Consider the following 25,585-nt stretch of genomic DNA (forward strand, 5'->3'; position numbering starts at 1 on the left):
GCGGACGCGGACGATGGCGGACACCGGGGGCAATTCGGGCTTCGACGCGGGCGCCCTGCTCGGGCGGCTGCAGACGGCGCTGCGTGGCGGCGACGTCCTGCTGGCGATCGGCGTCATCGTCATCCTGACCGTGCTGATCTTCCCGATGCCGGGCTGGCTGCTCGACATCTCGCTGGCGCTGTCCGTGACCCTCAGCGTGCTCATCCTGATGACCTCGCTGTTCATCGAGAAGCCGCTCGACTTCAGCGCCTTTCCGACCGTCCTCCTCATCGCCACCATGCTGCGGCTGGCGCTGAACCTGGCGTCGACCCGGCTCATCCTCGAATTCGGCCATGAGGGCACCCATGCCGCGGGCGATGTCATCGCCGCCTTCGGCGGGCTCATCATGGGCGGTAATTTCCTGATCGGCGTGATCGTCTTCGCGATCCTCGTCATCGTGAATTTCGTCGTCATCACCAAGGGCTCGGGCCGCATCGCCGAGGTCGCGGCGCGTTTCACCCTCGACGCCATGCCCGGCAAGCAGATGGCGGTCGACGCCGACCTGTCGTCCGGCCTCATCGACGAGAACGAGGCGCGCAAGCGGCGCACCGAACTCGAACAGGAATCGACCTTCTTCGGCGCCATGGACGGCGCCGCCAAATTCGTGCGCGGCGATGCCGTCGCCGGCCTGCTGATCACCGCGATCAACCTGATCGGCGGTATCGTCATCGGCACGATGCAGGAAGGCATGTCGGCGGGCGACGCCATGCGCACCTATTCGACCCTGACCGTCGGCGACGGTCTCGTCTCGCAGTTCCCCGCCCTCATCGTCTCGACCGCCGCCGGCCTGATGGTGACCAAGGGCGGCACGCGCGGCACCGCCGACAAGGCGCTGTTCGGCCAGCTCGGCGGCTCGGCGCGGGCCATGGGCATGGCGGCCGCGCTCGCCTTCGTGCTCGCCCTGCTGCCCGGGATGCCGGCGCTGCCCTTCCTGATCCTCGCCGCCGGCGCCGGCTATGCCGCCTACCGGATCGAGCGCAAGCAGACGCAGGACGCCGAGACCAGCGCCGCCGTCGCCGTCGCCGAACAGAAGCGCGCCGTGCCGGCGGAAGAGCCGATCTCCTCCGCCCTCGCCATCGACAGCGTCCGCCTCGAACTCGGCTATGGCCTCATTCCGCTGATCAACGACGCGCCCGGCACCCGCATCACCGACCAGATCAAGGCCCTGCGCCGCCAGATCGCGGCCGAGATGGGCTTCGTCATGCCGGCCGTCCGCATCCTCGACAATGTCCAGCTGGCCTCGAACACCTATGTCCTCCGGCTGAAGGAGATGGAGGCCGGGCGCGGCGACATCCGTCCGCACATGCTGCTGGTCATGGACCCGCGCGGCGAGCCGGTCAGCCTGCCGGGCGAGCCGACGGTCGAGCCGACCTTCGGCCTGACCGCCGCCTGGATCGACACGTCCCTGCGCGAGGAAGCGCAGTTCCGCGGCCTGACCGTGGTCGACCCCGCGACCGTGATCACCACCCATCTGACCGAGGTGATCAAGGACAACATGGCCGAGCTTCTGTCCTATGCCGAGACGCAGAAGCTGCTCGACGAATTGCCCAAGCCGCAGCAGAAACTGGTCTCCGACCTGATCCCCGGGCGCTTCACCGTCGCGGGCGTGCAGCGCGTGCTGCAGCAGCTCCTGTCCGAGCGCATCTCGGTCCGCGACCTGCCGACCATTCTCGAGGGTGTCGGTGAAGCCGTGGGTTACAGCCAGAACGTCATGACCATCACCGAGCATGTGCGCAGCCGCCTCGCCCGCCAGATTTCCTTCGCCAACACGGGCCCGGGCGGTTACATCCCGCTGCTGCCCCTGTCGGCGGACTGGGAACAGGCCTTCGCCGAGGCGCTGGTCGGCCCGGGCGAGGAAAAGCAGCTGACCCTCGCCCCCAGCCGCCTGCAGCAGTTCATCCAGTCGGTGAAATCCTCGCTCGACCGGCTGGGCGCCGACGGCGAATTGCCGGTGTTGTTGACCAGCCCCGGCATCCGGCCCTATGTCCGCTCGATCGTCGAGCGGTTCCGGCCGCAGACCGTCGTCATGTCGCAGAACGAAATCCACCCGCGGGCGCGCGTGCGCACCCTCGGCCAGATCTAGGGAGGGGCTAGGACATGCGCCTTCGCACCTTCCACGCCGCCAACATGGCCGACGCCATGGCCGAGATCCGCAAGGCCCTCGGCCCCGATGCCATCATCGTCTCGACCCGGCGCGCCGCGCGCGGCATGGTCGAGGTCGTCGCCGCGGTCGAGGCCGCGACGCCGCCGCCGCCCGTGCCCGACCCGCGTGCCGCCATCGACCGTCGCCCCGACCCGTTCTCGCTGCACCGGGCCGAGGACGATCCGGTCGAGGCCCTGCTGGCCGGCCGCCTCGCCCAGATCAACACCCCCGCCGACGCGCCCGAGGAAACCCGGCACCGCAACGCCTTCGCCCGCCAGATCACCCGCGCGCTCGAATATCACCGCACGCCGCGCCGGCAGGTGGAGCGCCTGGTCCGCCTCGCCGGGGCGTTCGAGGGCGGCTCGCCGTCCGATGCCCTCGCCCATGCCCTGTCGACCCTGCTGCGCTTCGCCCCGCTGTCCGATCAGCCGCAACGCTCGATCATGCTGGTCGGGCCGCCGGGCGCGGGCAAGACAGTGGTCACGGCCAAGATCGCCGCCCGCGCCGCCGCCAACGGCACGCCGCTCCGCGTCGTCTCGACCGACACCCTGAAAGCAGGGGCGACGGCGCAGCTCGAAGCCTATCTGCGGGCGCTGAACCAGCCGCTCGGCCTCGCCGCCAATCCGGCGGAACTCGCCAAGACCGAACATGGCGGCAGCCGGGCGCGCCGCGCCGTCATCGACACCGCGGGCGCCAATCCCTTCGACGAAGGCGAGATGACCCAGATCACCCGTCTGATCGCCGCCGCCGACGTCGAGCCCGTGCTGGTGCTGGCCGCCGGCACCGATGCCCATGACGCCATGGATACCGCCCGGGCCTTCGCCCGTCTCGGCGTCCGGCGCATGATCGTGACACGGCTCGACGCCACGCGCCGCTTCGGCAGCCTGATCGCCGCGGCCGATGCCGGTGGCCTCGCCATCGCCGAGATCGGCGCCAGCCCCTTCGTCGGTCAGGGCCTGCGCCCGATCGACGCGACCGAACTCGCCCGACTTGTCATGCACGATTACGACCACATCGAAGCCGACCAGCTTCACGACGAGGCCGCCCAATGAGCACCGAAGCCCCCGTGGCCCAGAACCCGACCTTCGCCCCCGGCAGCCCCGCCCGGCGCGCCGACAACCGGCGCATCGTCGCCGTCGCCTCGGGCAAGGGCGGCGTCGGCAAGACCTGGCTGTCCATCACCCTGTCCCACGCCCTCGCCCGGGCAGGGCGCCGGGTGCTGCTGTTCGACGGTGACCTTGGCCTTGCCAATATCGACATCCAGCTGGGCCTGATGCCGGAACACGATCTGGGCGGCGTGATCGCCACCGGGGCCGACCTCGGCGCCGCGGTCACGCCGGTGCCGGCGACCGGCTTCGACGTCGTCGCCGGCAAGTCGGGCTCGGGCGCGCTGTCGTCCCTGACCCGGCAGGAGGTCGCCGCGCTGCGCCAGGGCGTGATCGACCTCAGCCCGCGCTACGACAATGTGATCATCGACATCGGCGCCGGCATCGACACGACCCAGCTCATCCTGGCCTCGACCGGAGGCACCGTCCTCGTCGTCGCGACCGACGAGCCGACCTCGCTCACCGATGCCTATGCCTTCATCAAGGTCGCCGGCAAGCTGATGCCCCGGCCCGACCTTCGCGTCGTCATCAACATGGCGACCTCCCGCGCCGAGGGCGAACGCACCTATGCGACGCTGAAGCGGGCCTGCGAGAGTTTCCTGAAATTCACCCCGCCGCTGGCCGGCATCATCCGCCGCGACAACAAGGTGAAGGACGCGATCCGTTACCAGACGCCCTTCCTCACCCGCCACCCCCATGCCGAGGCGGCGGGCGATGTCGAGGCGCTGGCGGCCGAATTGCTGAAACCGCCGACATGACCGGGCCGATCACAGGCCCGGCCGCCCCCTACGCCGTCGGCCTCGGCATCGGCACCGGCGATGAACGCGCGGCCGCCGAAGCCCGCGCGCGCGGCGGGGGCGAGACCGCCGGCCGCCAGACGCCGGGCGACGGCGCCGCCACCGGGCAGAATGCCGCGCCGGGCGAAACCGCCGCCCCGGCCTTGCGCATCGCCGCCGAATTGCTGCGCCTCGCCCGGGGCAGCCTGCTGCAGGCCATCGTCGGCGGCCCGGACGAACAGGGCCGCCCCACGCTGGTGACCAGCGCCGGCCTCTTTACCCCCGAAACCCCGCTGCGCCTGCCGCCACCCGGCACCCCGGTGACCCTGGAGGTCGGCGAGTCCGCCGAACTTCTGTCGGCGATCCTGCGCGCACCCGCCCGGGGCCAGCCGGATCAGAAGGTCGAGCTGCGGTTCCTCGGCGGGCCAGCTCCCGCGCCGGAAGACGGCACCAGCCGTCCGCTCTATCAGGCGCTGCAGACCGCGGCCGACGGCAGCCGCCAGGCCATGCTGGCGCTGCGCCTCGGTGTCGCCAGCAATCCGGCGGCGCTGGTCCTGGCGGCGACGGTGACCGGCCGGCGGCAAATGCCGGACGGCTCGGTCAGCCTGACCCTCAGCGCGGCCGACGGCAGCACGGTCACCATCGACGATGCGCCGCCCGGTCTTGGCACCGGGGCCCGGCTGATGCTGGAAATCGCTGGCCGCCGGCCCCTGGCCCCGGGGGCGGAGGAACGCCCGCAGGCGACGCCTTTGCCCAGTCTCGCCTCGGCCCCCGCCGCGATCCGCCAGTTCGCCGCCGGCCGCACGGCCATCGCCGGTATCGCCCCGCTGATGGGCGGGGAGGACGGCACGGCCGCCGCCCTCGGCCGGCTGCTGCCCGGACTGATGCAGGGCGGCGACCAGACGCTGGCGACCCTGCTGCTGTCGGCCGCGCTGCGTTTTCGCGATCTCAAGCGTCTCGTCGGCGAGGAAGAGGTCGGCCGGATCGAGAGCCGGGACGGCCCCGGCCCCCTGCTGCGCGCCGGGGCGGAATTCGGCGAACTGGCGCGGGCGGCGGCGGAGCCGGCGGCGAATGGCTGGCGCAGCGTGCCCCTGCCCTTCTTCGACGGCAGGGACATCATTCCCCTGGTGGTCTTCGTCCAGCGCCATGCCCCGCCGCCGGAAACGGTCGAGGAAGACACGCAGCAGACGGACCGCAAGACAAGGGGCGGCGCCACCCGCTTCATCGTCGAGCTGAGCCCGAGCGAACTCGGCCCCCTGCAGATCGACGGCTTCGCCCAGGGCGGCCGGGTCGATACCGTGCTGCGCAGCCGGCGGCCGATGCCGGCGGACCTGCGGGAAGGCTTGACCGCGCGCTATGGCGCCGTGCTCGCGGCGTCGGGCCTGGCCGGCACGATCGGCTTTCAGGTGCAGGAAGGCCCCCTGGGCACGCCGCACCTCGGCAGCCCCGCCGGCCCGGCGCGGCGCGGCGGCATCTCGATCACCGCCTGAACGGCGATCCCGGGTTCAGGGCCGGCGGCGCCGGTGCTGGACGATGGCGACTTCGTCGAGATCGGCCTGTTCGGCCTGCGCTTCCGCCGCCTTGCGCTGGCGCTGCTTCATCTCGACGGCGATTTCGTAACGCTTGACGTCCTGGAAGGCGCTGGCGACCGCATTGGCCGCCGCCTCGATCTTGGGCGCCAGTTCGTCGATGGTCTGCTGCATGGTCGCGCGGCGCTGGCGCGCGCCGGCGAGATAGGCGGTAAACTGGCGCAGGGCCTCGGCCGAGCCGGTCGTCGTCAGCCGCTCGCGCTCGATCTCGGCGTCGAGCATCAGGATCTTGTGATCGAATTCGGCACGCAGCTGTTCGAGCTCGGCCAGCATCCGCCGTTTCTCGTCGAGTACCCGCTGGTGCAGGCGGATCAGCGTGGGAAGCCCCCGCTTGCTGGCCATGGCCCTATTCCTCGTTCATCACGGGCGCCAGGATCTGCGCCAGTCGACCGTAACCCTCGTCGAGCGTCGAGTTCTCCGTCTTGCCCTGGCCGAGGAAGGCCTCCAGTTCGGGCTGAAGCTCGATCGACGTGTCGACCTCCGGGTTGGAGCCCCGGCGATAGGCGCCGAGGCGGATCATCTCGGACATGTCGTCATAGGCCGCCATGTAACGCCGGGCGGTCTTGACGAGGCGGTTTTCCCCGGCCGAATTGCAGCCCGGCATGGTGCGCGAGACCGAGCGCAGAATGTTGATGGCGGGAAACCTGCCGCGTTCCGCAATCGCCCGCTCCAGCACGATATGGCCGTCGAGGATACCGCGCACCGCGTCGGCGATCGGCTCGTTGTGATCGTCGCCCTCGACGAGGACCGTGAACAGGCCGGTGATCGAGCCCTGGCCGGTGCCCGGACCCGCCCGCTCGAGCAGTTTCGGCAATTCGGCGAAAACCGTCGGCGTATAGCCCTTGCTGGTCGGCGGCTCCCCGCCCGACAGGCCGATCTCGCGCTGGGCCATGGCGAAGCGCGTGACCGAATCCATCAGGCACAGCACATCCTTGCCCTGATCGCGGAAATATTCGGCGACGGTCAGGGTCATATGCGCGGCCTGACGGCGCATGAGCGCGCTTTCGTCCGAGGTGGCGACGACGACGACCGAACGGGCGAGACCTTCCGGCCCCAGATCGTCCTCGATGAATTCCCGCGCCTCGCGCCCGCGTTCGCCGACAAGGCCGATGACGATGACATCGGCGCTGGAATAGCGCGCCAGCATGGACAGAAGCGACGACTTGCCGACGCCCGAGCCGGCGAAAATACCCATGCGCTGGCCGCGGCAGCAGGTCAGAAACGTGTTCATGGCGCGAACGCCAAGGTCGATCTTGGCGCCGACGCGCTTGCGCTGATGGGCGGGCGGCGGGGCGCGGCGCAAGGGATAGGCCTGCGCCCCGCGCGGCAGGTCACCTTCGCCGTCGACCGGCCGGCCCAGGCTATCGACCACCCGGCCCAGCCATTGATCGCAGGGATAGACCGCGGCGACGCCATCCTCGACGATGACGCGCGAGCCCATGCCGACATTGTCGATAGGACCGAAGGGCATGGCGAGGGCGCGGGTCTCGGAAAAGCCGACGACTTCGGCCAGAACCTCGCTGCCGTCGCGCCCGACCAGCCTCATGCGCGAGCCGACGCCGACCATGCCCTTGACCCCGGCGACCTCGACCACCAGCCCCTGCACCGCGACGACCCGCGCGAAGCGGGTCAGCGGGGGGATGCCGTTGATTTCGGCGATCAGGGCTTGCACGGGCATGGCCTCCGGCATCATGGGGAAAACCGCCACATCATGCGCCCGCGACCCTTAACCGAGGGTAAAGCCGGACGCGGCTCATGCCGCAGTGCAGCTACCAATTGTTAAGCATGAGGCCGCTAAGGTGGTTGCATCGGCTGCGCGCGGGGCGCAGATTAACCTTTGTAAACATTTCGACCGCGACGCGGGTACAGGCGGGGGAAGCCGATGCGCGTTCTACTGATCGAGGACGATCCGCAAATCTCCAAGAGCATCGAGCTGATCCTCGGTGCCGAGGGGCTGAACGTCTACACGACGGACCTGGGCGAGGAAGGCCTCGACCTCGGCAAGCTCTATGACTACGACATCATTCTTCTCGACCTGAACCTGCCCGACATGAGCGGTTTCGACGTCCTGAAGAAGCTGCGGGCATCGCGGGTGACGACGCCGATCCTGATTCTGACCGGCATCGGCGGGCTGGATTCCAAGGTGAAGGGCCTCGGCTTCGGCGCCGACGACTATGTCACCAAGCCCTTCCACCGGGAGGAGCTGGTCGCCCGCATCCATGCGATCGTGCGCCGCTCCAAGGGTCATTCGCAGTCGCAGATCACCACCGGGCGCATGACCGTCAACCTCGACGCCAAGACGGTCGAGGTCGACAGCAAGCCGGTGCATCTGACGGGCAAGGAATATTCCATGCTCGAGCTGCTGTCCCTGCGCAAGGGCACGACCCTGACCAAGGAAATGTTCCTGAACCACCTCTACGGCGGCATGGACGAGCCCGAGCTGAAGATCATCGACGTCTTCATCTGCAAGCTGCGCAAGAAACTGGCGCAGGCCACCGGCGGCGAGAATTACATCGAAACCGTCTGGGGCCGCGGCTATGTCCTGCGCGAGAGCGCCCCGGCCGAGGGCGGCAAGTCGGCCACGGCCTGACGTCCCGAAGGTGCCGCCCGGTCAGAGCCCGGCGGCACGCTTCAGATGGTCGAGGATGAGGGCATTGACCTCATCCGGCTTTTCCTGGTGCAGGAAATGGCCGGTCCCTTCGATGACCTCTAGGCTGATCCCTGCCGGATAATCCTCGGGCCGCACGGCGCGGCGGAAAGCGTCCGCTGAAAAGCAACCGTCGCGGCTGCCCGCGAGGATCAGGCTGGGCCGCCTGATCCGGCGCGAGGCCCGGCGCACCCCTTCGCGGAAGCGCCCGGTGAAGGGCGAAGCCAGCGCCCGGTAATAGGCGAGGGCGGCATGTTTCACGCCCGGCGCCGACAGAGTCGCCTTCACGCCGTCGAGCACGCCCGGCGCCGGGGTCCAGCCCGGCGACCAGCGCCGCCACAGGATGTCGACGAGACGCCAGTCCCGTTTCTCCAGCAGCCAGTCGGAGAAACCGCGGGCCTGGAACAGGCCGATGTACCAGAAAGGCAGCGCCAGCCAGGGCGCCTGCGCCGCGATGGCGATCAGCCGGCCGGTGGGCGGGATCGCGATGGCGGTCCAGCTGGCCAGATTGTCGCCCCGGTCGGCGGCGACGACATGGCCGACGACGGCGCCCCAGTCGTGGCCGATCAGATGGACGGGGGCGGGCCCCAGGCTGTCGATCAGCGCGCCGAGATGATCGGCGAGGGCCGCGATGGTGTAATCGCCATCGGCGGGCTGGGACGACGGTTCATACCCCGGCATCAGCGGGGCGAGCACACGAAAGCCGGCGGCGGCCAGCACCGGCGCCAGGGCGTCGAAGGAATGATTGTTGTCGGGAAAACCGTGCAGGCAAAGGGCGATCGGCGCCCCCGCCGGCTCGCCCGGGGGCAGGGTCTCGAAGGCAGTCATCTGCAGGGCGCCGACGGTCAACGTGACCACCCTCGGCTCCAGTGCGACGAATTCCATAACGCGGCCTCCCCTCCTGTCTTTGGGCGGGGAGTTTGTCGCGACCGGTGCCGGGCCGCAACCCCGGCAAACGGGTGGGGCGGCTTCCCTAACGGCTGACCGGCGCGACCTCGTAGAGCCCGCGGCGGTCCTTGACCGGGCGGAAGCGATTGGACAGGCCGAGCACGGTTTCCGCGGCACCGAGGAACAGCATTCCGTCATCGGGCATGGCGTCGGCCAGGCGGTCGAGCACATTCGCCTTGGTCGGCTGATCGAAATAGATCAGCACGTTGCGGCAATAAATGACATCGCAGCGGCCGAGGCTGCCGAAACCGTCAAGCAGGTTATATTCGCGGAACTGCACCATCGAGCGGATCTCGGGCGCGATACGCCACTGGTCGCCTTCCTTCTTGAAATATTTGACCAGAAGCTGGATCGGCAGCCCGCGCTGGACCTCGAACTGGGTATAAAGACCGGCGCGGGCCCGCAGCAGCACTTCGGACGAGATATCGGTGCCCATGATCTCGATGCGCCAGCCGGCGAGCTGCGCCTTCTGTTCAGAGAGCAGCATGGCCAGCGAATAGGGCTCCTGCCCGGTCGACGCCGCCGCCGACCAGATGCGGATACGCTTGCTGTCCGCCCGGCTCTGCAGCAGACGCGGCAGAACATAGGCCTTGAAGGTGTCGAAGGGCGTGTTGTCACGAAAGAAGAAAGACTCGTTGGTGGTCATCGCCTCGACCACCTCGCGGATCAGCAGTTCGTCCTTGCGCCGCAGGGCGCCGACAAGGCCGTCGAGCGTGGAAAGTCCGCGCTTGCGGGCAATGGGCAGCAGACGCGATTCGACGAGATAGCCCTTGTCGCCGGTCAGAATCAGGCCCGAACGGGCCTTCAGCATGTCGGCCAGATACTGGAAATCGAGCGGATTCATCAACGCACCCCCGCCAGGGCCGGGCCCCGCAGCAAACGCTCGACCGTGGCGCCAATCTCCCCCAGCGGCAGCACGGCACTGCACAGGCCGGCGCCGGCGACGGCCCCCGGCATTCCCCAGACGACACTGCTCGCCTCGTCCTGGGCGATGATCGTGCCGCCGGCCTCGACCACGGCGCGGCTGCCATTGAGGCCGTCCTGCCCCATGCCGGTCAGGATCACGACGAGGCTGGCGGCGCCATAGGCGGCGGCGACCGAGCGCAGCATGGGATCGACCGACGGGCGGCAGAAATTCTCGGGCGGCTCGGTATTGAGACGCAGGACGCGGTTCATCCCCTGGCGCTCCACCACCATGTGGAAACCGCCGGGCGCGACATAGATGCGGCGGCCCTGCACCATTTCGCCGTCACGGCCTTCGGCCGCCGGCACGCCGGTCGCCTTGGTCAGATGTTCGGCCATGATCGCGGTAAAGGTCGCCGGCATGTGCTGGGTGATCAGGATCGGCACATCGAGACGGGAGGCCAGCGGCCCAAGCAGGGTCGCCAGCGCCTGCGGCCCGCCGGTCGACGAACCGATGGCGAGAAGCTGCGGCCGGATGGGGCCGGCCGGCCGGGTCACGATCGGGGCGGAAGGCGACAGCCGCGAGACACGGGGCTCCGTCGCCACGACAGTGGCTGCGGCCGGGGCCGAAACCGGAGCCGTTTCCGGACGCGAGCGTCCACGATGACGCCGGACCGCGGCGCCGAGCGCCCGGACCTTGTCCACCAGGTCGCGGCGGAAGGCCTCGACGGCATTGGTCTCCCGCGTCGAACTGGGCTTGGCCAGATAGTCGGCGGCGCCGAGGCTCAGGGCCTTCAGGCTGATTTCGGCACCCGCCCGGGTCAGGGTCGACGACATCAGCACCTTGGCATTGCAGGCCAGGCGCAGGATCTCGGGCAGCGCGGTCAATCCGTCCATTTCCGGCATCTCGACATCGAGGACGATCACTTCCGGGGCGACGCGGGCAAGCTGCCGGATCGCCATGGCACCGTTCGGCGCGGTCGCCACCACCTCGATGTCCGGCTCGGCGGTGAGCCAGCGCGCCACCATGCCCCGGATGACCGCCGAATCGTCGACGATCATGGCGCGTAACGGGGCCGCGTCGCCCGGTCTTCCCTCCGGTATCGTCCCACCTGCCGTCATGTCAGAGCGCACCGACGGAGGCGAGCTTGGCTTCGAGGATTTCCCGGTCGAAGGGCTTCATGATGTATTCGCTGGCACCGGCCTCGAGCGCGGCCTGGATATGCTCGATATCGTTTTCCGTGGTGCAGAAGACGACGATGGGCGCGTCCCCCCCCGGCAGGCCGCGCAGGGCGCGCAGGAATTCCAGCCCGTTCATGACCGGCATGTTCCAGTCGAGCAGGATGAAATAGGGCAGTCCCTGCCCGCAGCGTTCCAGCGCCTGCTGGCCGTCGCCGGCTTCATCGACCTCGAAGCCGATTTCCTCGAGCATACGGCGCGCAACCTTGCGGATTACGCGGGAATCATCGACGACGAGGCAGGTCTTCATGACCGGTATCCCGTAAAAGCAAAGACATCATTCAGGCCGCCCGCCGGCTTTCCAGCGTCAGGCGCAGCGATTCGAGCAGACCCGCCTTGTCGCCCTTGGCGACGTAATCGGCGAAGCCGACGGCGCGGCCGCGTTCGAAATCAGCAGGCGAGGTGCGCGACGACAGGGCGATGATCGGCGTGGAGCGCCAGCGCCCCTCGCGCCGGACCTGCTCCGCGAACTCGAAACCGTCCATGCCGGGCATTTCGATATCCGACAGGATCAGGTCGAAATCCGTGCCCTGCTCGCGCAGGCGCAAGGCGGTAACCGCATCCTCGGCCGTGGTCACGCGATAGCCCGCGACCGAGAGCACCGGCAGGATCATGTTGCGGAAGAACGGACTGTCGTCGACGAGAAGGACCGACCAGTTGCGGCTGGTCGTCACCACTTCGGCGGCCGAGCGGCGGAACCAGTCGTCATAGGCCTGGGTCAGATAGTGGGCGACATCGACGACGCCGGTCGCCTGGCCGGCGACGACGGCGGTACCGATCAGCCCCGGGCGTTCCGCCTTCAGCTCGACGTCGAGCCGGTCCTCGACGATGTCGATGATTTCGTCGACGGCAAGGCCCATGGCCCGTTCGCCATCGGCGAAGACGATGACCGGCTGCCCGCCCGACGTCTTCAGCCGGTGTTCGGCGTCGGCGCACACGATCGGCATCAGGCGGCCGCGATATTGCACCACCGGCCGGCCATTCGAGCGTTCGATCCGGTCGACCTCGATTTCCTCGAGCCGGGCGACCAGCGACAGCGGCACCGCCTTCAGCTCGTGCCCGCCGGCCCGGAAGATCAGCAGCGACGAGGCATCGCCCTGCTGGGCCGTGACCGCCTGATCGGTCTGGCCGTCGTGATTCTCGCGCAGGGCCTCGCCCGTCTGCAGGGCAAGACCGTTGGGGTCGAGGATCATGATCACACTGCCGTCGCCAAGGATGGTGTTGCCCGAGAACAGGGCATTGTCGCGCAGGATGGTCGCGACCGGCTTCACCACGATTTCTTCGGTATCGAACACCCGGTCGACGACGATGCCGAAGGTCTGGTTGCCGACCTGGGCGACGATGATGAAGGCTTCCTCGGGCCGCTTCGTCTCCGGCGGCACCAGCTTCAGCGTCTCGGCGAGGAAGATCAGCGGCAGCAGGCGATTGCGCAGGCGGACGACCGGCGTGCGGTTGATCTCCTCGATCCGGTGTTCGCTGTCGGGCGTCGCCCGCACCAGCTCGACCACGCCGATCTGCGGCACGGCGAAACGCTCGCCCGCGCATTCGACGATCAGGGCCGAGACAATGGCGAGGGTGAGCGGGATCTTGATCTGGAAGGTGGTGCCCTGGCCCGGATTGGTCTTCAGGTCGATGGTGCCGCCGATCTTCTCGATATTGGTGCGGACGACATCCATGCCGACGCCGCGGCCCGACACGCTGGTGACCTTTTCGGCGGTCGACAGGCCCGGGTGAAAGATGAAGCGGGCGACCTGGGCATCCGACATCGCCTCGAGATCGGCCTCGCTGGCAAGACCGTTCGACGCCACCTTCTGCCGGATCCGCGTGAGGTTGAGGCCCCGGCCGTCGTCGGCGATCTGGATGATGATGTGACCGCCCTCGTGATAGGCGTTCAGGGTGATGCGGCCGGTCTCGGATTTGCCCGCCGCGCGGCGCTCCGCCGGGGTCTCGAGGCCGTGGTCGGCCGAATTGCGCACCATATGGGTGAGCGGATCCTTGATCAGCTCCAGCACCTGGCGGTCGAGTTCGGTCTCGGCGCCGACCATCTGCAGGTCGATCTTCTTCTTCAGTTCGTGCGACAGGTCGCGAACGATGCGCGGCAGCTTCGACCAGGCATTGCCGATCGGCTGCATCCGCGTCTTCATCACGCCTTCCTGCAGCTCGGAGGTGCAGAGCGACAGGCGCTGAAGCGGGCCGGAAAACTCGGTATCGCCCATGCGGCGGACCATCTGCAGCAACTGGTTGCGGGTCAGCACCAGCTCCGAGACCATGGTCATCAGGTTCTCGAGCAGATCGACGGAAACACGCAGGGTCTGGTTGCCCAGCGGGGCCTCGCCACGGCCGTCGGCCGCCTCGGCGTGTTCAGACCGCTGGACCGGGGGCGCGGGGGGCGGATCGCGTTGCACGACGGCCGTCTCGGCCGCCTCCGCTTCCGAAAGCAGCGGCATCGCGCCAGCGGCGATCGCCTCGGGCCCTGGCGCCATCTGGAAGGCCGCCTCGAGTTCGTCCAGCGAGACTTCGCCCGGCTTCAGCACACGCGGGGGCATGATCGGGGCGACCGGCTCCGGCACCGGCGCGATGACCGGGGCAGCGGCCGGCGGCGGGGCATGGCGCCCCTCGGCCAGATCGTCGAGCCTGGCGATGATGGCGGCATCGGTACCCGGCGGCTCCTGCTCGGTTTCGCCGAGAACCTTCAGAATGGCCTTGATGGCGTCGATCGCCTCGAGAATCAGGCTGACCGCGTCCTCGGTCACTTCCATCTCGCCGGCCCGGAACTTGCCGAGCACGTTTTCGCCGGCATGGGCGACCGCTTCCAGCCGGGGCAGGCCGAGGAAACCACAGGTTCCCTTGATGGTATGGACGAGCCTGAAGATGTTGGACAGGACTTCGCGGTTGTTGGGATCCTGTTCGAGCTTGACGATCTCGACGTCGACGACATCGAGATTTTCCGCCGTCTCGGTAAGGAATTCTTGGAGCAAGTCGTCCACGGGCACCCCCGACGTCAGGCGCCGGCAGACGTGCGGCTGCCCCTGCGCTCGATCAATGCGTATCTGGGGCTAATGCTGGGGCCGTGGTTGTAAATATTCGATGAACGCGGGCGGCATTTCGCCCGCCTAGGCCAGCCGCAGCTCGACCGTGCCCTCGCGCGCGGCGCAGGTCAGACTGCCGCCGTCCTGCGCCGCGAGACCGAGCGCATAGACGACCGGGGCGGTGCGGGGTTCGATGCCGGCGTCGTCGCCACCGAAGACCGCGGCATGGGCGGCCGGCAGGACACAGCGGTCACCCGCGGACGTCACGACGACATTCCGCCCCGGACCGAATGAAAGATTGAGGCGACCACCACGGGGCAGACAATCCGCGCCGATCAGGGCCATGAGAAGGCCGATTCGGGCTTTCGCGCGGTCGAGCCCTTCGCGCGCGCCGTCAATCGTCGCGGCGATGCGCCGCCCCTGCATGACCGGCAGCAGGACTTCGGCGATTTCGTCATGGCTCACGATGGAGCCGTCGGCGGCGGCGCCAAAGGCCAGGCGGAACAGGCGCAACCGGGCCGAAAGTTCATTCGCGCTTTCGCCGACGAGGGCGATCGACTGGTCCCGCAGCTCTTCCTCGTCCGGGCCACCGTCGACATCGGTCAGGAGTTCGACACCATTGACCACCGCGCCCACGGGGCCGACCAGATCGTGGCAGAGACGCGAACAGAGAAGGCCGGCGAGAAGCAGAGGATCGGTCATGGAAAGCCACGAAATGCGGAAAGGGTTGGTCCGGGCATTGCCGCGACGGCGGCAAGGAGGGACAGTGACGCGACCGCACCTTAAACCAGCCCTCGCCCCCGCGCTACAGCGAGGCCATGGGCCCTTTCGCCGGAGCCCCGGAGACCGCCATGCACCGCCACACCGCGACAACATTGCTCACCCCCGGCGACCGGGTGCGCCACCCGGGCGAGCCGGACTGGGGCATCGGTCAGGTGCAGAGCGTGGTCGGCGCCCGCGTGACGGTGAATTTCGAACACGCGGGCAAGCGGCTGATCAATATCGCCGTGATCGACCTCGAGACGGTCGCCGACCATGGTCATTGAGCGCGGCGGCGGCCTCGGTCGCCGCTGCCCGGAAACACTGTGTTCACCCCGACGCGGGCCGGGCGGCGCGGCTTGCGCCCAAGGGCCGACATCCCCATAAAGAAAACCAAGTCATCGCAACCGGGGCTCGAACCACGACATGCAGATGATAGGGGGAGCGCTGAAATGGGCGGAGGAGCGGCCAGGGAGTCCATGGCGGTAACGGATGGGCTCATTCGCACGGTGGGGGATATTCCGCGCCATCACGCCGCGCGGCAGCCCGAGGCGACCGCCCTCGTGTTCGAGGGCCGGCGATCCAGCTTCGCGCGCTGGAATGACCGCTGTTCGCAGGTCGCCAATGCCCTGATCCGCGACGGCGCCGGCTCTGGCGCCCGCGTTGTCTTCTTCGCCAAGAATTCGGACTGGTATTACGAGGCCTATGTCGGCGCGACCAAGGCCAATGCGGTGCTCGTCGCGGTGAACTGGCGCCTCGCCCCGCCGGAAGTCGCCTATATCGTCAACGACAGCGCGGCCGAAATCCTGATGGTCGGCCCGGAATTCCTGCCGCTGATCCGCGAGATCAGGGCCGATCTGCCCCGCGTCCGCCGCATCGTCGTGATGGGCGAGGGCGGCGAGGACGGCCCGGGCTGGGAAGACTGGCTGGCGGGTGTCCCGACCGACGATCCCCAGCTGCCGACGGCGACCGACGATGTCGCGATCCAGCTCTATACCTCGGGCACGACCGGCCACCCCAAGGGCGTGATGCTGACCAACGGCAATGTGCTCGAGGCCATGAAGGCGGCCGAGAACGGCACCTATGGCCCGTGGCGGCCCGGGCGCGACAGCCTGCTGATGTGTATGCCGAATTTCCATGTCGCGGGGTCGAACTGGGGCCTGTTCGGCCTTTCGGTCGGGGTCGCGGTCCATGTCCTCGCCGAGGTCGACCCGGCCCGGATCCTGGCCACCATCGAGCGGGAGAAGATCAGCCGCGCCCTCTTCGTGCCGGCGGTCGTGCTCTTCCTCGTCCAGCATCCCGCCGCGCGGACGACCGATGTCTCCAGCCTGAAGACCATCCTTTACGGCGCGGCGCCGATCCCGCTCGACCTGTTGCGCGCGGCGATGGAGGTGTTCGACTGCGACTTCGTCCAGGGCTATGGCCTGACCGAGACCTGCGGCGCCACCATCTGCCTGCCCCCGGCCGACCACGACCCGGCGGGCAATCCCCGGATGCGCAGCTGCGGCAAGCCCCTGCCCGGGGTCGAGGTGCGCATCGTCGATGCCCTGGGCAAGGCCCTGCCGCCCGGCGAGGTGGGCGAGATCGTCATCCGCTCCGCGCTCAACATGATCGGCTACTGGGGCCGGCCGGAGGAGACGGCGAAGACCCTGCGGGACGGCTGGCTGCACACGGGCGACGCCGGCTACACGGACGCCGACGGCTATGTCTATATCCACGACCGGGTGAAGGACATGATCGTCTCGGGCGCCGAAAACATCTATCCGGCCGAGGTCGAAAGCGCGCTCTATGGCCATCCCGCCATCGCCGATGTCGCGGTGATCGGCGTGCCCGACGAGCGCTGGGGCGAGGCGGTGAAGGCCGTCGTCGTGCTGAAACCCGGGCAGGACGCCGCCGCCGCCGACATCATCGCCTTCGCCCGCCAGCGCATCGCCGCCTATAAGGCGCCGAAGACGGTCGATTTCGTCGACAGCCTGCCGCGCAACCCCTCGGGCAAGCTGCTGAAGCGCGAACTCCGCAAACCCTATTGGGAAGGCCGCGACCGTCAGGTGAACTGACCGCCAGCCGGAAGCCCCGGCACGCCCCGCCATGCCCCGGCTTCCGGCCGCGCCCAGGTTCCCCCGCCGGCCGGCCCTGGCGCGGGGACACCACATGCCGGATGCCCTGAACATATTGGAACGGCCAGGTCCGGGCGGGGTGTTGTGGCGCCGCCGGCTGTAGGAATATCGGCGGCTGATGGCAATTGATTCGAAGGGGCGTGCCAAAGCGCGCCACTTCGGCGAGAATCAGCAGCAAGGCGGGGCAGAATGGCGGACCAGGCGCAAAGGGACAGATTCGTGGCGGTGCTGGGCGGGCTTGGCGGCTCTGCCGGCAACGGCCGCCTGCGCGAGGCGCTCGACTGGGACGAAGCCGTCTACAACGCCGTGAAGGATGAACTCATCGCCGGGGGCGTGGTGACGCCCGGGCGCGGACGGGGAGGTTCGGTCGCGCTGGCCGGCGCGGTCGAGGCCAGGATCGCAGCGCCGGCCCCCACGGCGCCGCGCGCGAAGCCCGCGCGGGCGAGCGGCAATGGCGGCGATCTCGGCTTCGAGGCCGAACTGTTCAAGGCGGCGGACAAGCTGCGCGGCAATATGGAGCCGTCGGATTACAAGCATGTCGCGCTGGGCCTGATCTTCCTCAAGCATATTTCCGATTCCTTCGAGGCGAGGCACGCCGCGCTGCTGGCCGACTATCCGGAAGGGGCCGAAGACCGCGACGAATACGCGGCCGAGAACGTGTTCTGGGTGCCGCCCAGGGCGCGCTGGTCCCACCTCCAGGCCAATGCCAAGCAGCCCTCGATCGGCAAGATGATCGACGAGGCGATGCTCGCCCTCGAGAAGGACAACGAGAACCTCAAGGGCGTGCTGCCGAAGGATTACGCCCGGCCGGCCCTCAACGCCGTGATGCTGGGCGAATTGATCGACCTCATCTCCGGCATCGCGCTCGGCCAGGGCAAGGGCGAGGCGCGCGACGTGCTCGGCCGCGTCTATGAATATTTCCTGGGGTCGTTCGCCGGCTCGGAAGGCAAGCGCGGCGGGGAATTCTATACCCCGCGTTCCGTCGTCCGCGTCATGGTCGAGATGATCGAACCCTTCAGGGGCCGCGTCTACGATCCCTGCTGCGGCTCGGGCGGCATGTTCGTCCAGTCGGAAAAATTCGTCGAACTCCACGGCGGCCGCATCGGCGATATCGCCGTCTATGGCCAGGAGTCGAATTACACCACCTGGCGGCTGTGCAAGATGAACCTCGCGGTGCGCGGCATCGACGCCGATATCAAGTGGAACAGCGAGGGCAGCTTCCACAAGGACGAATTGCGCGACCTCAGGGCCGATTTCATCCTCGCCAATCCGCCCTTCAACATTTCCGATTGGGGCGGCGACCGCCTGCGCGAGGACGTGCGCTGGAAATACGGCACGCCGCCCGCCGGCAATGCCAATTTCGCCTGGCTGCAACATATCGTGCACCACCTCGCCCCCGCGGGCATCGCGGGCGTGGTGCTGGCCAATGGCTCGATGTCGTCGACCCAGAACGGCGAGGGCGCCATCCGCCAGGCCCTGATCGAGGGCGTGAGCGGCGCGCCCGGCGTGGTCGACTGCATTGTGGCGCTGCCCGGCCAGCTGTTCTATTCGACGCAGATCCCGGCCTGCCTCTGGTTCCTCGCCCGCGACCGCTCGAACGGCATCGCCCGCAACGCGAAACTGCGCGACCGGCGCGGCGAAATCCTGTTCATCGACGCCCGCCAGCTCGGCCATATGGTCGACCGCACGCGCAAGGAATTCTCCGACGCCGACATCGAGAAGATCGCGCGCACCTATCACGCCTGGCGCGGGGAAGGCGATGCCGGCAGTTACGAGGATGTGCCGGGGTTCTGCAAGGCGGCCAGTTTGGAGGAGATCAAGGCGCACGGGTTCGTGCTGACGCCGGGGCGATATGTCGGGGCGGCGGAGGTTGGAGATGAAGACGCGCCGTTTGCTGATCGGTTTGCGGCTTTGAAGGCAAAGCTCGAAAAACAATTCGCTGATTCCGACAAACTTAATGCCTTTATATTGCACAATCTAGCCAAGGTCACCAAGCATGGCTGAATGGCGCACTGCCAAACTGGGAGAGTTGGGCGAAGTTAACCGTGGGCGTTCCCGTCACAGGCCACGTGACGCTGCCCATCTTTACGGCGGAGCATATCCTTTCATACAAACAGGAGACATTAAGGCTGCGAACGGTCGAATTACGCGCCATTCTCAGAATTATAGTGAGGCAGGCCTTAGACAAAGTCGACTTTGGCCAGCGGGAACAATGGTTATTACGATCGCAGCCAATATCGCTGAAACAGCAATTTTGTCTTATCCAGCATGTTTTCCTGACAGTGTCGTTGGTTTTATTGCTAATAATAATAAGGCTGACGCTCGATTTATCGAGTATCAGTTCCGTCAACTTCGACGACTCATTCAACATGAAAACGTAGGAACTGGTAGCGTTCAGGATAATATAAATCTTCAGACGCTAGAACGTTTAGAACTCAAAGTTCCGCCTATCTGTGAACAGATTGCCATCGCATCCACCCTTGGTGCCCTAGACGACAAGATCGAGCTGAACCGGCGGATGAATGAGACGCTGGAGGCGATGGCGCGGGCGATCTTCAAGGATTGGTTCGTCGATTTCGGCCCGACCCGCGCGAAGATGGCCATGCGGGGCGAAGACCCGCAAAAGGACAATGTGGCCCGCGCGCCCTATCTCGCGTCGGACCTCTGGTCCCTCTTCCCCGACCGCCTCGACGACGAAGGCAAGCCGGAGGGGTGGCCAGAGGCGCCGCTGACGCAATTCTTCGAGATCGTTGGGGGGGGGCACTCCAAAGACGTCCGAGCCAACTTATTGGGGCGGCAATATTCCTTGGTTTTCAGTCGTTGATACCCCGCCGGGTAGTGAAATATTTATTTTCCACACGGAAAAGAAAATTACGGAGGCTGGTCTTCAAAATAGCTCCGCTCGCCTTCTTGAGGCTGGAGATACAATTATTTCGGCCCGCGGCACAGTTGGCAATTTAGCGATAGCTGGATGCCTCATGGCTTTTAATCAATCTTGCTATGGTTTAAAGGGGGTAAACGGATACGGATCATGTTTTGTTTTTCTAGCCGCCAAGAACATGGTGACGAAACTGCAATCGCTGGCGCATGGTTCTGTTTTCTCAACGATAACTCGTCAGACATTCGATTCTGTTCACCTTCCTAGGCCTGGCATTGCAATTGCGGAACAATTTGAGCTTGCAACATCCCCTTTGTTCGAACAGATACGCGCGAACGTGGCTGAGTCTGGCACCCTCGCCGCCACCCGCGACCTTCTCCTGCCGAAACTCATGTCGGGCGAGATTCGCGTCAAGGACGCCGAAAAGCTGGCCGGGGAGGCTCTATGACGCTTGCGCCTGTTCGTCCCGAAATGTTGCGCTGGGCGCGGGAGCGGGCCGGCATTCGTGATGCCGGCGATCTCACCGGGCGTTTCCCGAAGATCAGCGCGTGGGAGAGCGGCCACGCGCGGCGGCCGCCCCAGACGCAAATGGAGGCCTTCGCGAGGGCCGTCCATGCGCCTGTCGGCGATCTGTTCCTGCCGGCGCCGCGCCGCTGCATGGTGGTCGGCGCGAGGCGGTGTGGCGCGACGCGGTGGCGGCCGAATTTCCCGTGCCTCCTCGCGCTCAGCGCCTGCCGTGAAGCCAGGGCCTCAGCGCCTCAAGACGCGGAGATCGAATGATGGCCTATCTGTCCGAAGCTGCCATTGAACAGATGGCGCTCGAGCAGTTCGGCCACCTTGGATATGCGGTGGCGACGGATGCCGAGATCGGCCCCGACGGCAAGACCCCGGCGCGGGAAGCCCATGCCGATGTCGTGCTGGTCAAGCGCCTGACGGCGGCGATCGAGCGGCTGAATCCGTTCATTCCCGCCGAGGCGCGGGGCGATGCCCTGCGCAAGGTGCTGGCGACGGAGAAGCCGTCGCTGGTCGAGGAGAACCGCCGGCTGCACAAGCTGATGGTCGAGGGGGTCGACGTCGAATTCTACGGCGAGGACGGCACGATCCGGGGCGACAAGGTGCGCCTGATCGACTTCGACGATGTCGCCGCGAACGACTGGCTGGCGACCGGGCAATTCACCGTGATCGAGGGGGGCGTCAACCGCCGGCCGGATGTCGTCGTCTTCGTCAACGGGCTGGCGCTTGGCGTGATCGAGCTCAAGGCGCCGGGGGGCGAGAATGCCACGCTGGCCGGCGCCCATAGCCAGCTTCAGACCTACAAGGCGCAGATTCCGTCGCTGTTCCGGACCAATGCGGTGCTCGTGACATCCGATGGCATTACCGCCCGCGTCGGCTCCCTCACCGCCGATCAGGAACGCTTCATGCCCTGGCGGACGACCGACGGCAGCGTGATCGCCATGAAGGGCCAGCCCGAGCTGGGGGTTCTGATCGAGGGGGTGTTCGATCGCCGGCGCCTGCTGGACCTGATGAAGGACTTCACGGTGTTCGGCGAAACCGGCTCCGGCCTCGCCAAGATCATCGCCGGTTACCACCAGTTCCACGCAGTCCGGCGCGCCGTGGATTCGACATTGCGGGCGCTGGCCCTGAACCTCGGTCAGGCCAAGACGCCGTCCTATGGCGGCGGCCTGCGCGAGGAGCCCGCCACCTATGGCCTCCCCGGCGTCAGGGGATACCCGAGGGGTGACAAGCGGATCGGCGTGATCTGGCACACGCAGGGGTCCGGCAAGAGCCTGCTGATGGCGTTCTATGCCGGCCAGCTGGTCCGCCATCCGGAGATGGAAAATCCGACGATCGTCGTCATCACCGATCGCAACGATCTGGACGACCAGCTGTTCGGCACCTTTTCAATGTGCCGCGACCTGATCCGCCAGACACCGGTCCAGGCCGACAGCCGGGAAGACCTGCAATCGGCGCTGAGCCGGGCCTCGGGCGGGGTGATCTTCACGACCATCCAGAAATTCTCGCCGACAACGGGCGAGGCGGTCTACCCGCGGCTGTCCGAACGCCGGAACATCGTGGTGATCGCGGACGAGGCGCACAGGAGCCAATACGGCTTCCGCGCGCGGATCGAGCGGAAGACCGGCGAGATCGCCTATGGTTTCGCGAAATATCTGCGCGATGCCCTGCCGAATGCCTCCTTCATCGGCTTTACCGGCACGCCGATCGAGAAGGACGACGCGAACACCCCCGCGGTCTTCGGGGAATATATCGACGTCTACGACATCAGCCGCGCGGTGGAGGATGGGGCCACGGTCCCGATCTATTACGAGAGCCGCCTCGCCCGGATCGAGCTTCCCGAGGCGGAGAAGCCGAGGATCGACGCTGAGATCGAGGAGCTGACCGAAGACGAGGCGATCACCGAGCAGGAGAAGCTCAAGCAGAAATGGGCGGCCGTCGAGAAACTGGTCGGTGCCGAGAATCGCCTCGCCATGATCGCGGCCGACCTCGTCCGACACTTCGAGGACCGTGTCGCCGCCCTGGAGGGCAAGGCGATGGTGGTTTGCATGAGCCGCCGCATCTGCGTGGCGCTCTATAACCAGATCATCGCGCTTCGCCCCGCCTGGCACAGCGACGACGACGCCGCGGGCCTCGTCAAGGTCGTGATGACCGGGTCCGCCGCCGATCCGCAAGCCTGGCAGGCGCATATCGGGACCAAGGCGCGGCGCGATCTCCTGGCGAAACGGGCGAAAGACCCGCAGGACAGCCTGAAGCTGGTGATCGTTCGCGACATGTGGCTGACCGGCTTCGATGCGCCCTCGATGCACACCATGTATGTCGACAAGCCGATGCGGGGCCATGGGCTCATGCAGGCGATCGCCCGCGTCAACCGCGTGTTCCGCGACAAGCCGGCGGGCCTCGTCGTCGATTACATCGGTATCGCCCAGAACCTCAAGAATGCCCTTGGCCAATATTCGGGATCCGATCAGCGCCAGGCCGGAATCGACGAAGCCGAGGCCGTCGCCGTCCTTCTCGAGAAATTCGAAGTCGTGAAGGCGATGTATCATGGCTTCGATTATGCGCGGGGCCTGGCCGGCACGCCGCGCGAGCGCCTCGTCGTGCTGGCCGAGGCGATCGAGTGGATATTGCGGCGCCAGCATGAAGCCGCCGGCAGGGAGAGCACCGAAGACGGCAAGCGGCGGGAAAACCGCCGCTATCAGGATGTCGTGCTCGCCCTCTCCAAGGCCTTCGCCCTGGCGTCGGCCAGCGACGAGGCGCGCGCCATTCGTGATGAGGTCGGATTCTTTCAGACTGTCCGCGCGGCACTCGCCAAGACCGCCGACACAGCCGGGAAGAACGCGGCCGACCGGGAATTCGCCATACAGCAGATGCTGGATCGCGTGGTCGTCTCGACCGAGATCGTCGACATCCTGGCCGCGGCCGGGATCACGACACCCGACATCTCGATCCTGTCCGACGAATTTCTCGCCGAAGTGCAGCAGCTCGAGAAAAAGAACCTCGCGCTCGAGGCGCTGCGCAAGCTGCTGAACGATGAAATCCGGTCCCGCAGCAAGACGAATGTCGTCGAGACCAAGCGTTTTTCCGAGCGCCTGGAAGCCGCCATCGCCCGCTACCACACGAATGCGATCAGTACGGTGGAGGTACTGCAGGAGTTGATCGAACTCGCGAAGGACGTCCGCGCGGCGCGTCGGCGGGGCGAAGAAGAAGGTCTGTCAGAAGACGAGATCGCCTTTTATGACGCCCTGGCCGAGAGCGAGAGTGCCGTCCAGTTGATGGGCAACGACTCGTTGAAGGTGATCGCCCACGAATTGCTCGTGAGTCTCAGGGACAATGTGACGGTGGATTGGTCGCATCGAGAGAGCGCGCGGGCGCGGATGCGCGTTCTGGTGAAGAGAATTCTGCGCAAGCACGGCTATCCGCCCGATCTCCAGGACGCCGCGGTGCAAACCGTTCTGCGGCAGGCTGAAACACTCTCCGCCAGCTGGGCGCAATGAGAGGGGCCACGGTGGCCAGCCCCCCGCGCATCCATCCGGGGCAAGGGCGGCTTCCGCCGGACCGGCCTTGAGGCCAGCGCCCATTGATCGGCAATTTCAAGGGGGTGGATGGTGGACGCGGCTGGGATTGAACCAGCGACCCCTACGATGTCAACGTAGTGCTCTCCCACTGAGCTACGCGTCCGGACCATGCCGGCGGCCGGGGCTGTGGGTAGATGCCTTCGGCCGGGAGCCGCGTATTTAAGGTATTGCCCGGGCTTATGCAACACCTCTTTTTGTGCTCTGCCTGCACCGGCCGCCGGGTGATCGTGAAAGTGGCGTGACGATAGGCTTCTCGGCGCTTCACCTTGGCGCCCGAAAACGACATTCTATGGAAAGCCCCTGTCCGCAAAGCCCGAGATTGCCGCCCGTGTCCATCGTTCCCTTCGTCGCCAGTCTTGCCGATGCCGCGCGCGCAGAGCCCCGGCGCCGGGAGAGCGACGGCCGGGAGAACGAGGGTCGGGAGAGCGAGGGCCGGGGAGACAGGGATGGCGAATCGGGTGCGGTCGGCGTGCAGGCCCCGGCCGAGGGCGCCGAGACACGGCCGCTGGTGCTCAGTTCGCCCCATTCGGGTTCGGTCTATCCGGCATCGTTCCTGCGCCAGTCGCGGCTCGACCCGGTGTCCTTGCGCCGGTCCGAGGATTGTTTCGTCGACCGGCTGTTCGCGGCGGCGCCGCAGCATGGCGCGACCCTGGTGCGCGCCCTGTTCCCCCGCGCCTATGTCGACCCCAACCGCGAGCCCTACGAACTCGACCCGGCGATGTTCGCCGACAGTCTGCCGTCTTTTGCCAACACACGGTCGCTGCGCGTGCTCGGCGGCCTTGGCACCATCGCGCGGGTGGTCGCCGACGGCGCCGAGATCTATCGCGAGAAGCTGCCCTTCGCCGAGGCGGAGGCGCGCATATCCGCCTGCTACCGCCCCTATCACGCGGCGCTCGCGGAGGCCCTGGGCGAGGCCGAGCGGCGCCATGGCCGGGTCGTGCTGCTCGATTGCCATTCCATGCCCTCGATGGCCGCCCCGGGGGAGCGCGACAGCGGCCGCGGCCGGCCGGACATCGTGCTGGGCGACCGTTTCGGCATGAGTTGCGCCCCCATCGTGATCGAGACCGCGGAAAACCTGCTGCGCGCCCGGGGCTACCGGGTCGGGCGCAACGACCCCTATGCCGGCGGCTATATCACCCATCACTACGGCCGGCCCCGGCGCGGCCGTCACGCCCTGCAGATCGAGATCAACCGCGCGCTCTACATGGACGAGACGCGGCTGGAGCCGAACGCCGGTTTCGACCGGGTACGTCAGGACCTGGAGGCGCTGGTCGCCGCCCTCGCCGCCCTGCCTGACGGTCCGCTGTCGCCGGACTGACGC

The 25,585-nt window shown here is 67.3% G+C and carries 21 protein-coding genes and 1 tRNA gene; 13 read left to right on the plus strand and 9 right to left on the minus strand.

The features are described 5' to 3' along the window. The first annotated feature begins 13 nt into the window (after window positions 1–13). The 4 genes from flhA to DKG74_RS19235 are packed head-to-tail and all read left to right on the plus strand — an operon-like array spanning window position 14 to window position 5,554. A complete protein-coding gene (flhA, locus tag DKG74_RS19220; RefSeq protein ID WP_109907807.1) occupies window positions 14–2,122 on the plus strand; it encodes a flagellar biosynthesis protein FlhA in 2,109 nt (702 codons plus the stop codon). 14 nt (window positions 2,123–2,136) lie between these two features. Next, a complete protein-coding gene (locus tag DKG74_RS19225) occupies window positions 2,137–3,234 on the plus strand; it encodes a flagellar biosynthesis protein FlhF (RefSeq protein ID WP_109907808.1) in 1,098 nt (365 codons plus the stop codon). Beyond that, window positions 3,231–4,046, plus strand: coding sequence for a MinD/ParA family protein (locus DKG74_RS19230; RefSeq protein WP_109907809.1), 816 nt, complete (start codon window positions 3,231–3,233; stop codon window positions 4,044–4,046). The genes DKG74_RS19225 and DKG74_RS19230 overlap by 4 nt, the downstream gene beginning before the upstream one ends. Beyond that, a complete protein-coding gene (locus DKG74_RS19235) occupies window positions 4,043–5,554 on the plus strand; it encodes a hypothetical protein (RefSeq protein ID WP_109907810.1) in 1,512 nt (503 codons plus the stop codon). The genes DKG74_RS19230 and DKG74_RS19235 overlap by 4 nt, the downstream gene beginning before the upstream one ends. A gap of 15 nt (window positions 5,555–5,569) precedes the next feature. On the opposite strand, the gene DKG74_RS19240 is transcribed toward DKG74_RS19235, so the two are convergent. Together DKG74_RS19240 and fliI are read right to left on the minus strand one after the other, a co-directional pair. Beyond that, a complete protein-coding gene (locus tag DKG74_RS19240) occupies window positions 5,570–5,995 on the minus strand; it encodes a flagellar FliJ family protein (protein WP_109907811.1) in 426 nt (141 codons plus the stop codon). Between the two features lie 4 nt (window positions 5,996–5,999). Continuing rightward, the gene (fliI, locus tag DKG74_RS19245) at window positions 6,000–7,331 is read right to left on the minus strand and encodes a flagellar protein export ATPase FliI (RefSeq protein WP_109907860.1); all 1,332 of its coding nucleotides are present in this window, start codon (window positions 7,329–7,331) and stop codon (window positions 6,000–6,002) included. 204 nt (window positions 7,332–7,535) lie between these two features. Between fliI and ctrA the strand changes: the two genes are divergently transcribed. Further along, window positions 7,536–8,243: a response regulator transcription factor CtrA gene (gene ctrA, locus DKG74_RS19250; RefSeq protein ID WP_109907812.1), complete on the plus strand. Its 708-nt coding sequence runs from the start codon at window positions 7,536–7,538 to the stop codon at window positions 8,241–8,243. Between the two features lie 21 nt (window positions 8,244–8,264). On the opposite strand, the gene DKG74_RS19255 is transcribed toward ctrA, so the two are convergent. The 6 genes from DKG74_RS19255 to DKG74_RS19280 form a co-directional block, all read right to left on the minus strand. Beyond that, on the minus strand, window positions 8,265–9,185 hold the full coding sequence (locus tag DKG74_RS19255; protein ID WP_109907813.1) for an alpha/beta fold hydrolase: 921 nt from the start codon (window positions 9,183–9,185) through the stop codon (window positions 8,265–8,267). A gap of 88 nt (window positions 9,186–9,273) precedes the next feature. Next, complete coding sequence (locus tag DKG74_RS19260; protein ID WP_109907814.1) at window positions 9,274–10,092, minus strand: CheR family methyltransferase; 819 nt, start codon at window positions 10,090–10,092, stop codon at window positions 9,274–9,276. Continuing rightward, complete coding sequence (locus DKG74_RS19265; protein WP_109907815.1) at window positions 10,092–11,273, minus strand: protein-glutamate methylesterase/protein-glutamine glutaminase; 1,182 nt, start codon at window positions 11,271–11,273, stop codon at window positions 10,092–10,094. The genes DKG74_RS19260 and DKG74_RS19265 overlap by 1 nt, the downstream gene beginning before the upstream one ends. Window position 11,274: 1 nt before the next feature. Next, on the minus strand, window positions 11,275–11,640 hold the full coding sequence (locus DKG74_RS19270; protein ID WP_109907816.1) for a response regulator: 366 nt from the start codon (window positions 11,638–11,640) through the stop codon (window positions 11,275–11,277). 31 nt (window positions 11,641–11,671) lie between these two features. After that, window positions 11,672–14,377, minus strand: coding sequence for a hybrid sensor histidine kinase/response regulator (locus DKG74_RS19275; protein WP_109907817.1), 2,706 nt, complete (start codon window positions 14,375–14,377; stop codon window positions 11,672–11,674). A gap of 126 nt (window positions 14,378–14,503) precedes the next feature. Then, window positions 14,504–15,121, minus strand: coding sequence for a histidine phosphotransferase family protein (locus tag DKG74_RS19280; protein WP_165837767.1), 618 nt, complete (start codon window positions 15,119–15,121; stop codon window positions 14,504–14,506). A gap of 149 nt (window positions 15,122–15,270) precedes the next feature. On the opposite strand from DKG74_RS19280, the gene DKG74_RS19285 reads away from it, so the two are divergent. The 7 genes from DKG74_RS19285 (at window position 15,271) to DKG74_RS19315 (ending at window position 24,183) form a co-directional block, all read left to right on the plus strand. Next, window positions 15,271–15,465 carry a DUF3553 domain-containing protein gene (locus DKG74_RS19285; protein WP_109907861.1) on the plus strand — a complete coding sequence of 65 codons (195 nt, stop codon included), beginning with the start codon at window positions 15,271–15,273 and terminating at the stop codon, window positions 15,463–15,465. A gap of 192 nt (window positions 15,466–15,657) precedes the next feature. Beyond that, entirely contained in the window at window positions 15,658–17,235 is a 1,578-nt protein-coding gene (locus DKG74_RS19290; RefSeq protein ID WP_109907819.1) for a fatty acid--CoA ligase, read from the plus strand. Window positions 17,236–17,514: 279 nt separating this feature from the next. Then, entirely contained in the window at window positions 17,515–19,299 is a 1,785-nt protein-coding gene (locus DKG74_RS19295; protein ID WP_243404176.1) for a class I SAM-dependent DNA methyltransferase, read from the plus strand. Beyond that, window positions 19,292–20,119 carry a restriction endonuclease subunit S gene (locus DKG74_RS19300; protein ID WP_109907821.1) on the plus strand — a complete coding sequence of 276 codons (828 nt, stop codon included), beginning with the start codon at window positions 19,292–19,294 and terminating at the stop codon, window positions 20,117–20,119. The genes DKG74_RS19295 and DKG74_RS19300 overlap by 8 nt, the downstream gene beginning before the upstream one ends. Then, window positions 20,046–20,621, plus strand: coding sequence for a restriction endonuclease subunit S (locus DKG74_RS19305; protein WP_109907822.1), 576 nt, complete (start codon window positions 20,046–20,048; stop codon window positions 20,619–20,621). Before DKG74_RS19300 ends, DKG74_RS19305 begins: the two co-directional genes overlap by 74 nt. Continuing rightward, window positions 20,618–20,953, plus strand: coding sequence for a hypothetical protein (locus tag DKG74_RS19310; RefSeq protein WP_133251633.1), 336 nt, complete (start codon window positions 20,618–20,620; stop codon window positions 20,951–20,953). The genes DKG74_RS19305 and DKG74_RS19310 overlap by 4 nt, the downstream gene beginning before the upstream one ends. After that, window positions 20,950–24,183, plus strand: coding sequence for a type I restriction endonuclease subunit R (locus DKG74_RS19315; RefSeq protein WP_243404177.1), 3,234 nt, complete (start codon window positions 20,950–20,952; stop codon window positions 24,181–24,183). The genes DKG74_RS19310 and DKG74_RS19315 overlap by 4 nt, the downstream gene beginning before the upstream one ends. 109 nt (window positions 24,184–24,292) lie before the next feature. Here DKG74_RS19315 and DKG74_RS19320 read toward each other — a convergent pair. Beyond that, window positions 24,293–24,367 (minus strand) — tRNA-Val (locus tag DKG74_RS19320). Window positions 24,368–24,592: 225 nt separating this feature from the next. Here DKG74_RS19320 and DKG74_RS19325 point away from each other — a divergent pair. Further along, window positions 24,593–25,582, plus strand: coding sequence for an N-formylglutamate amidohydrolase (locus DKG74_RS19325; RefSeq protein ID WP_341475866.1), 990 nt, complete (start codon window positions 24,593–24,595; stop codon window positions 25,580–25,582). Window positions 25,583–25,585: the final 3 nt, after the last annotated feature.

The organism is Zavarzinia aquatilis, from assembly GCF_003173035.1.
GTDB classification, from domain to species: domain Bacteria; phylum Pseudomonadota; class Alphaproteobacteria; order Zavarziniales; family Zavarziniaceae; genus Zavarzinia; species Zavarzinia aquatilis.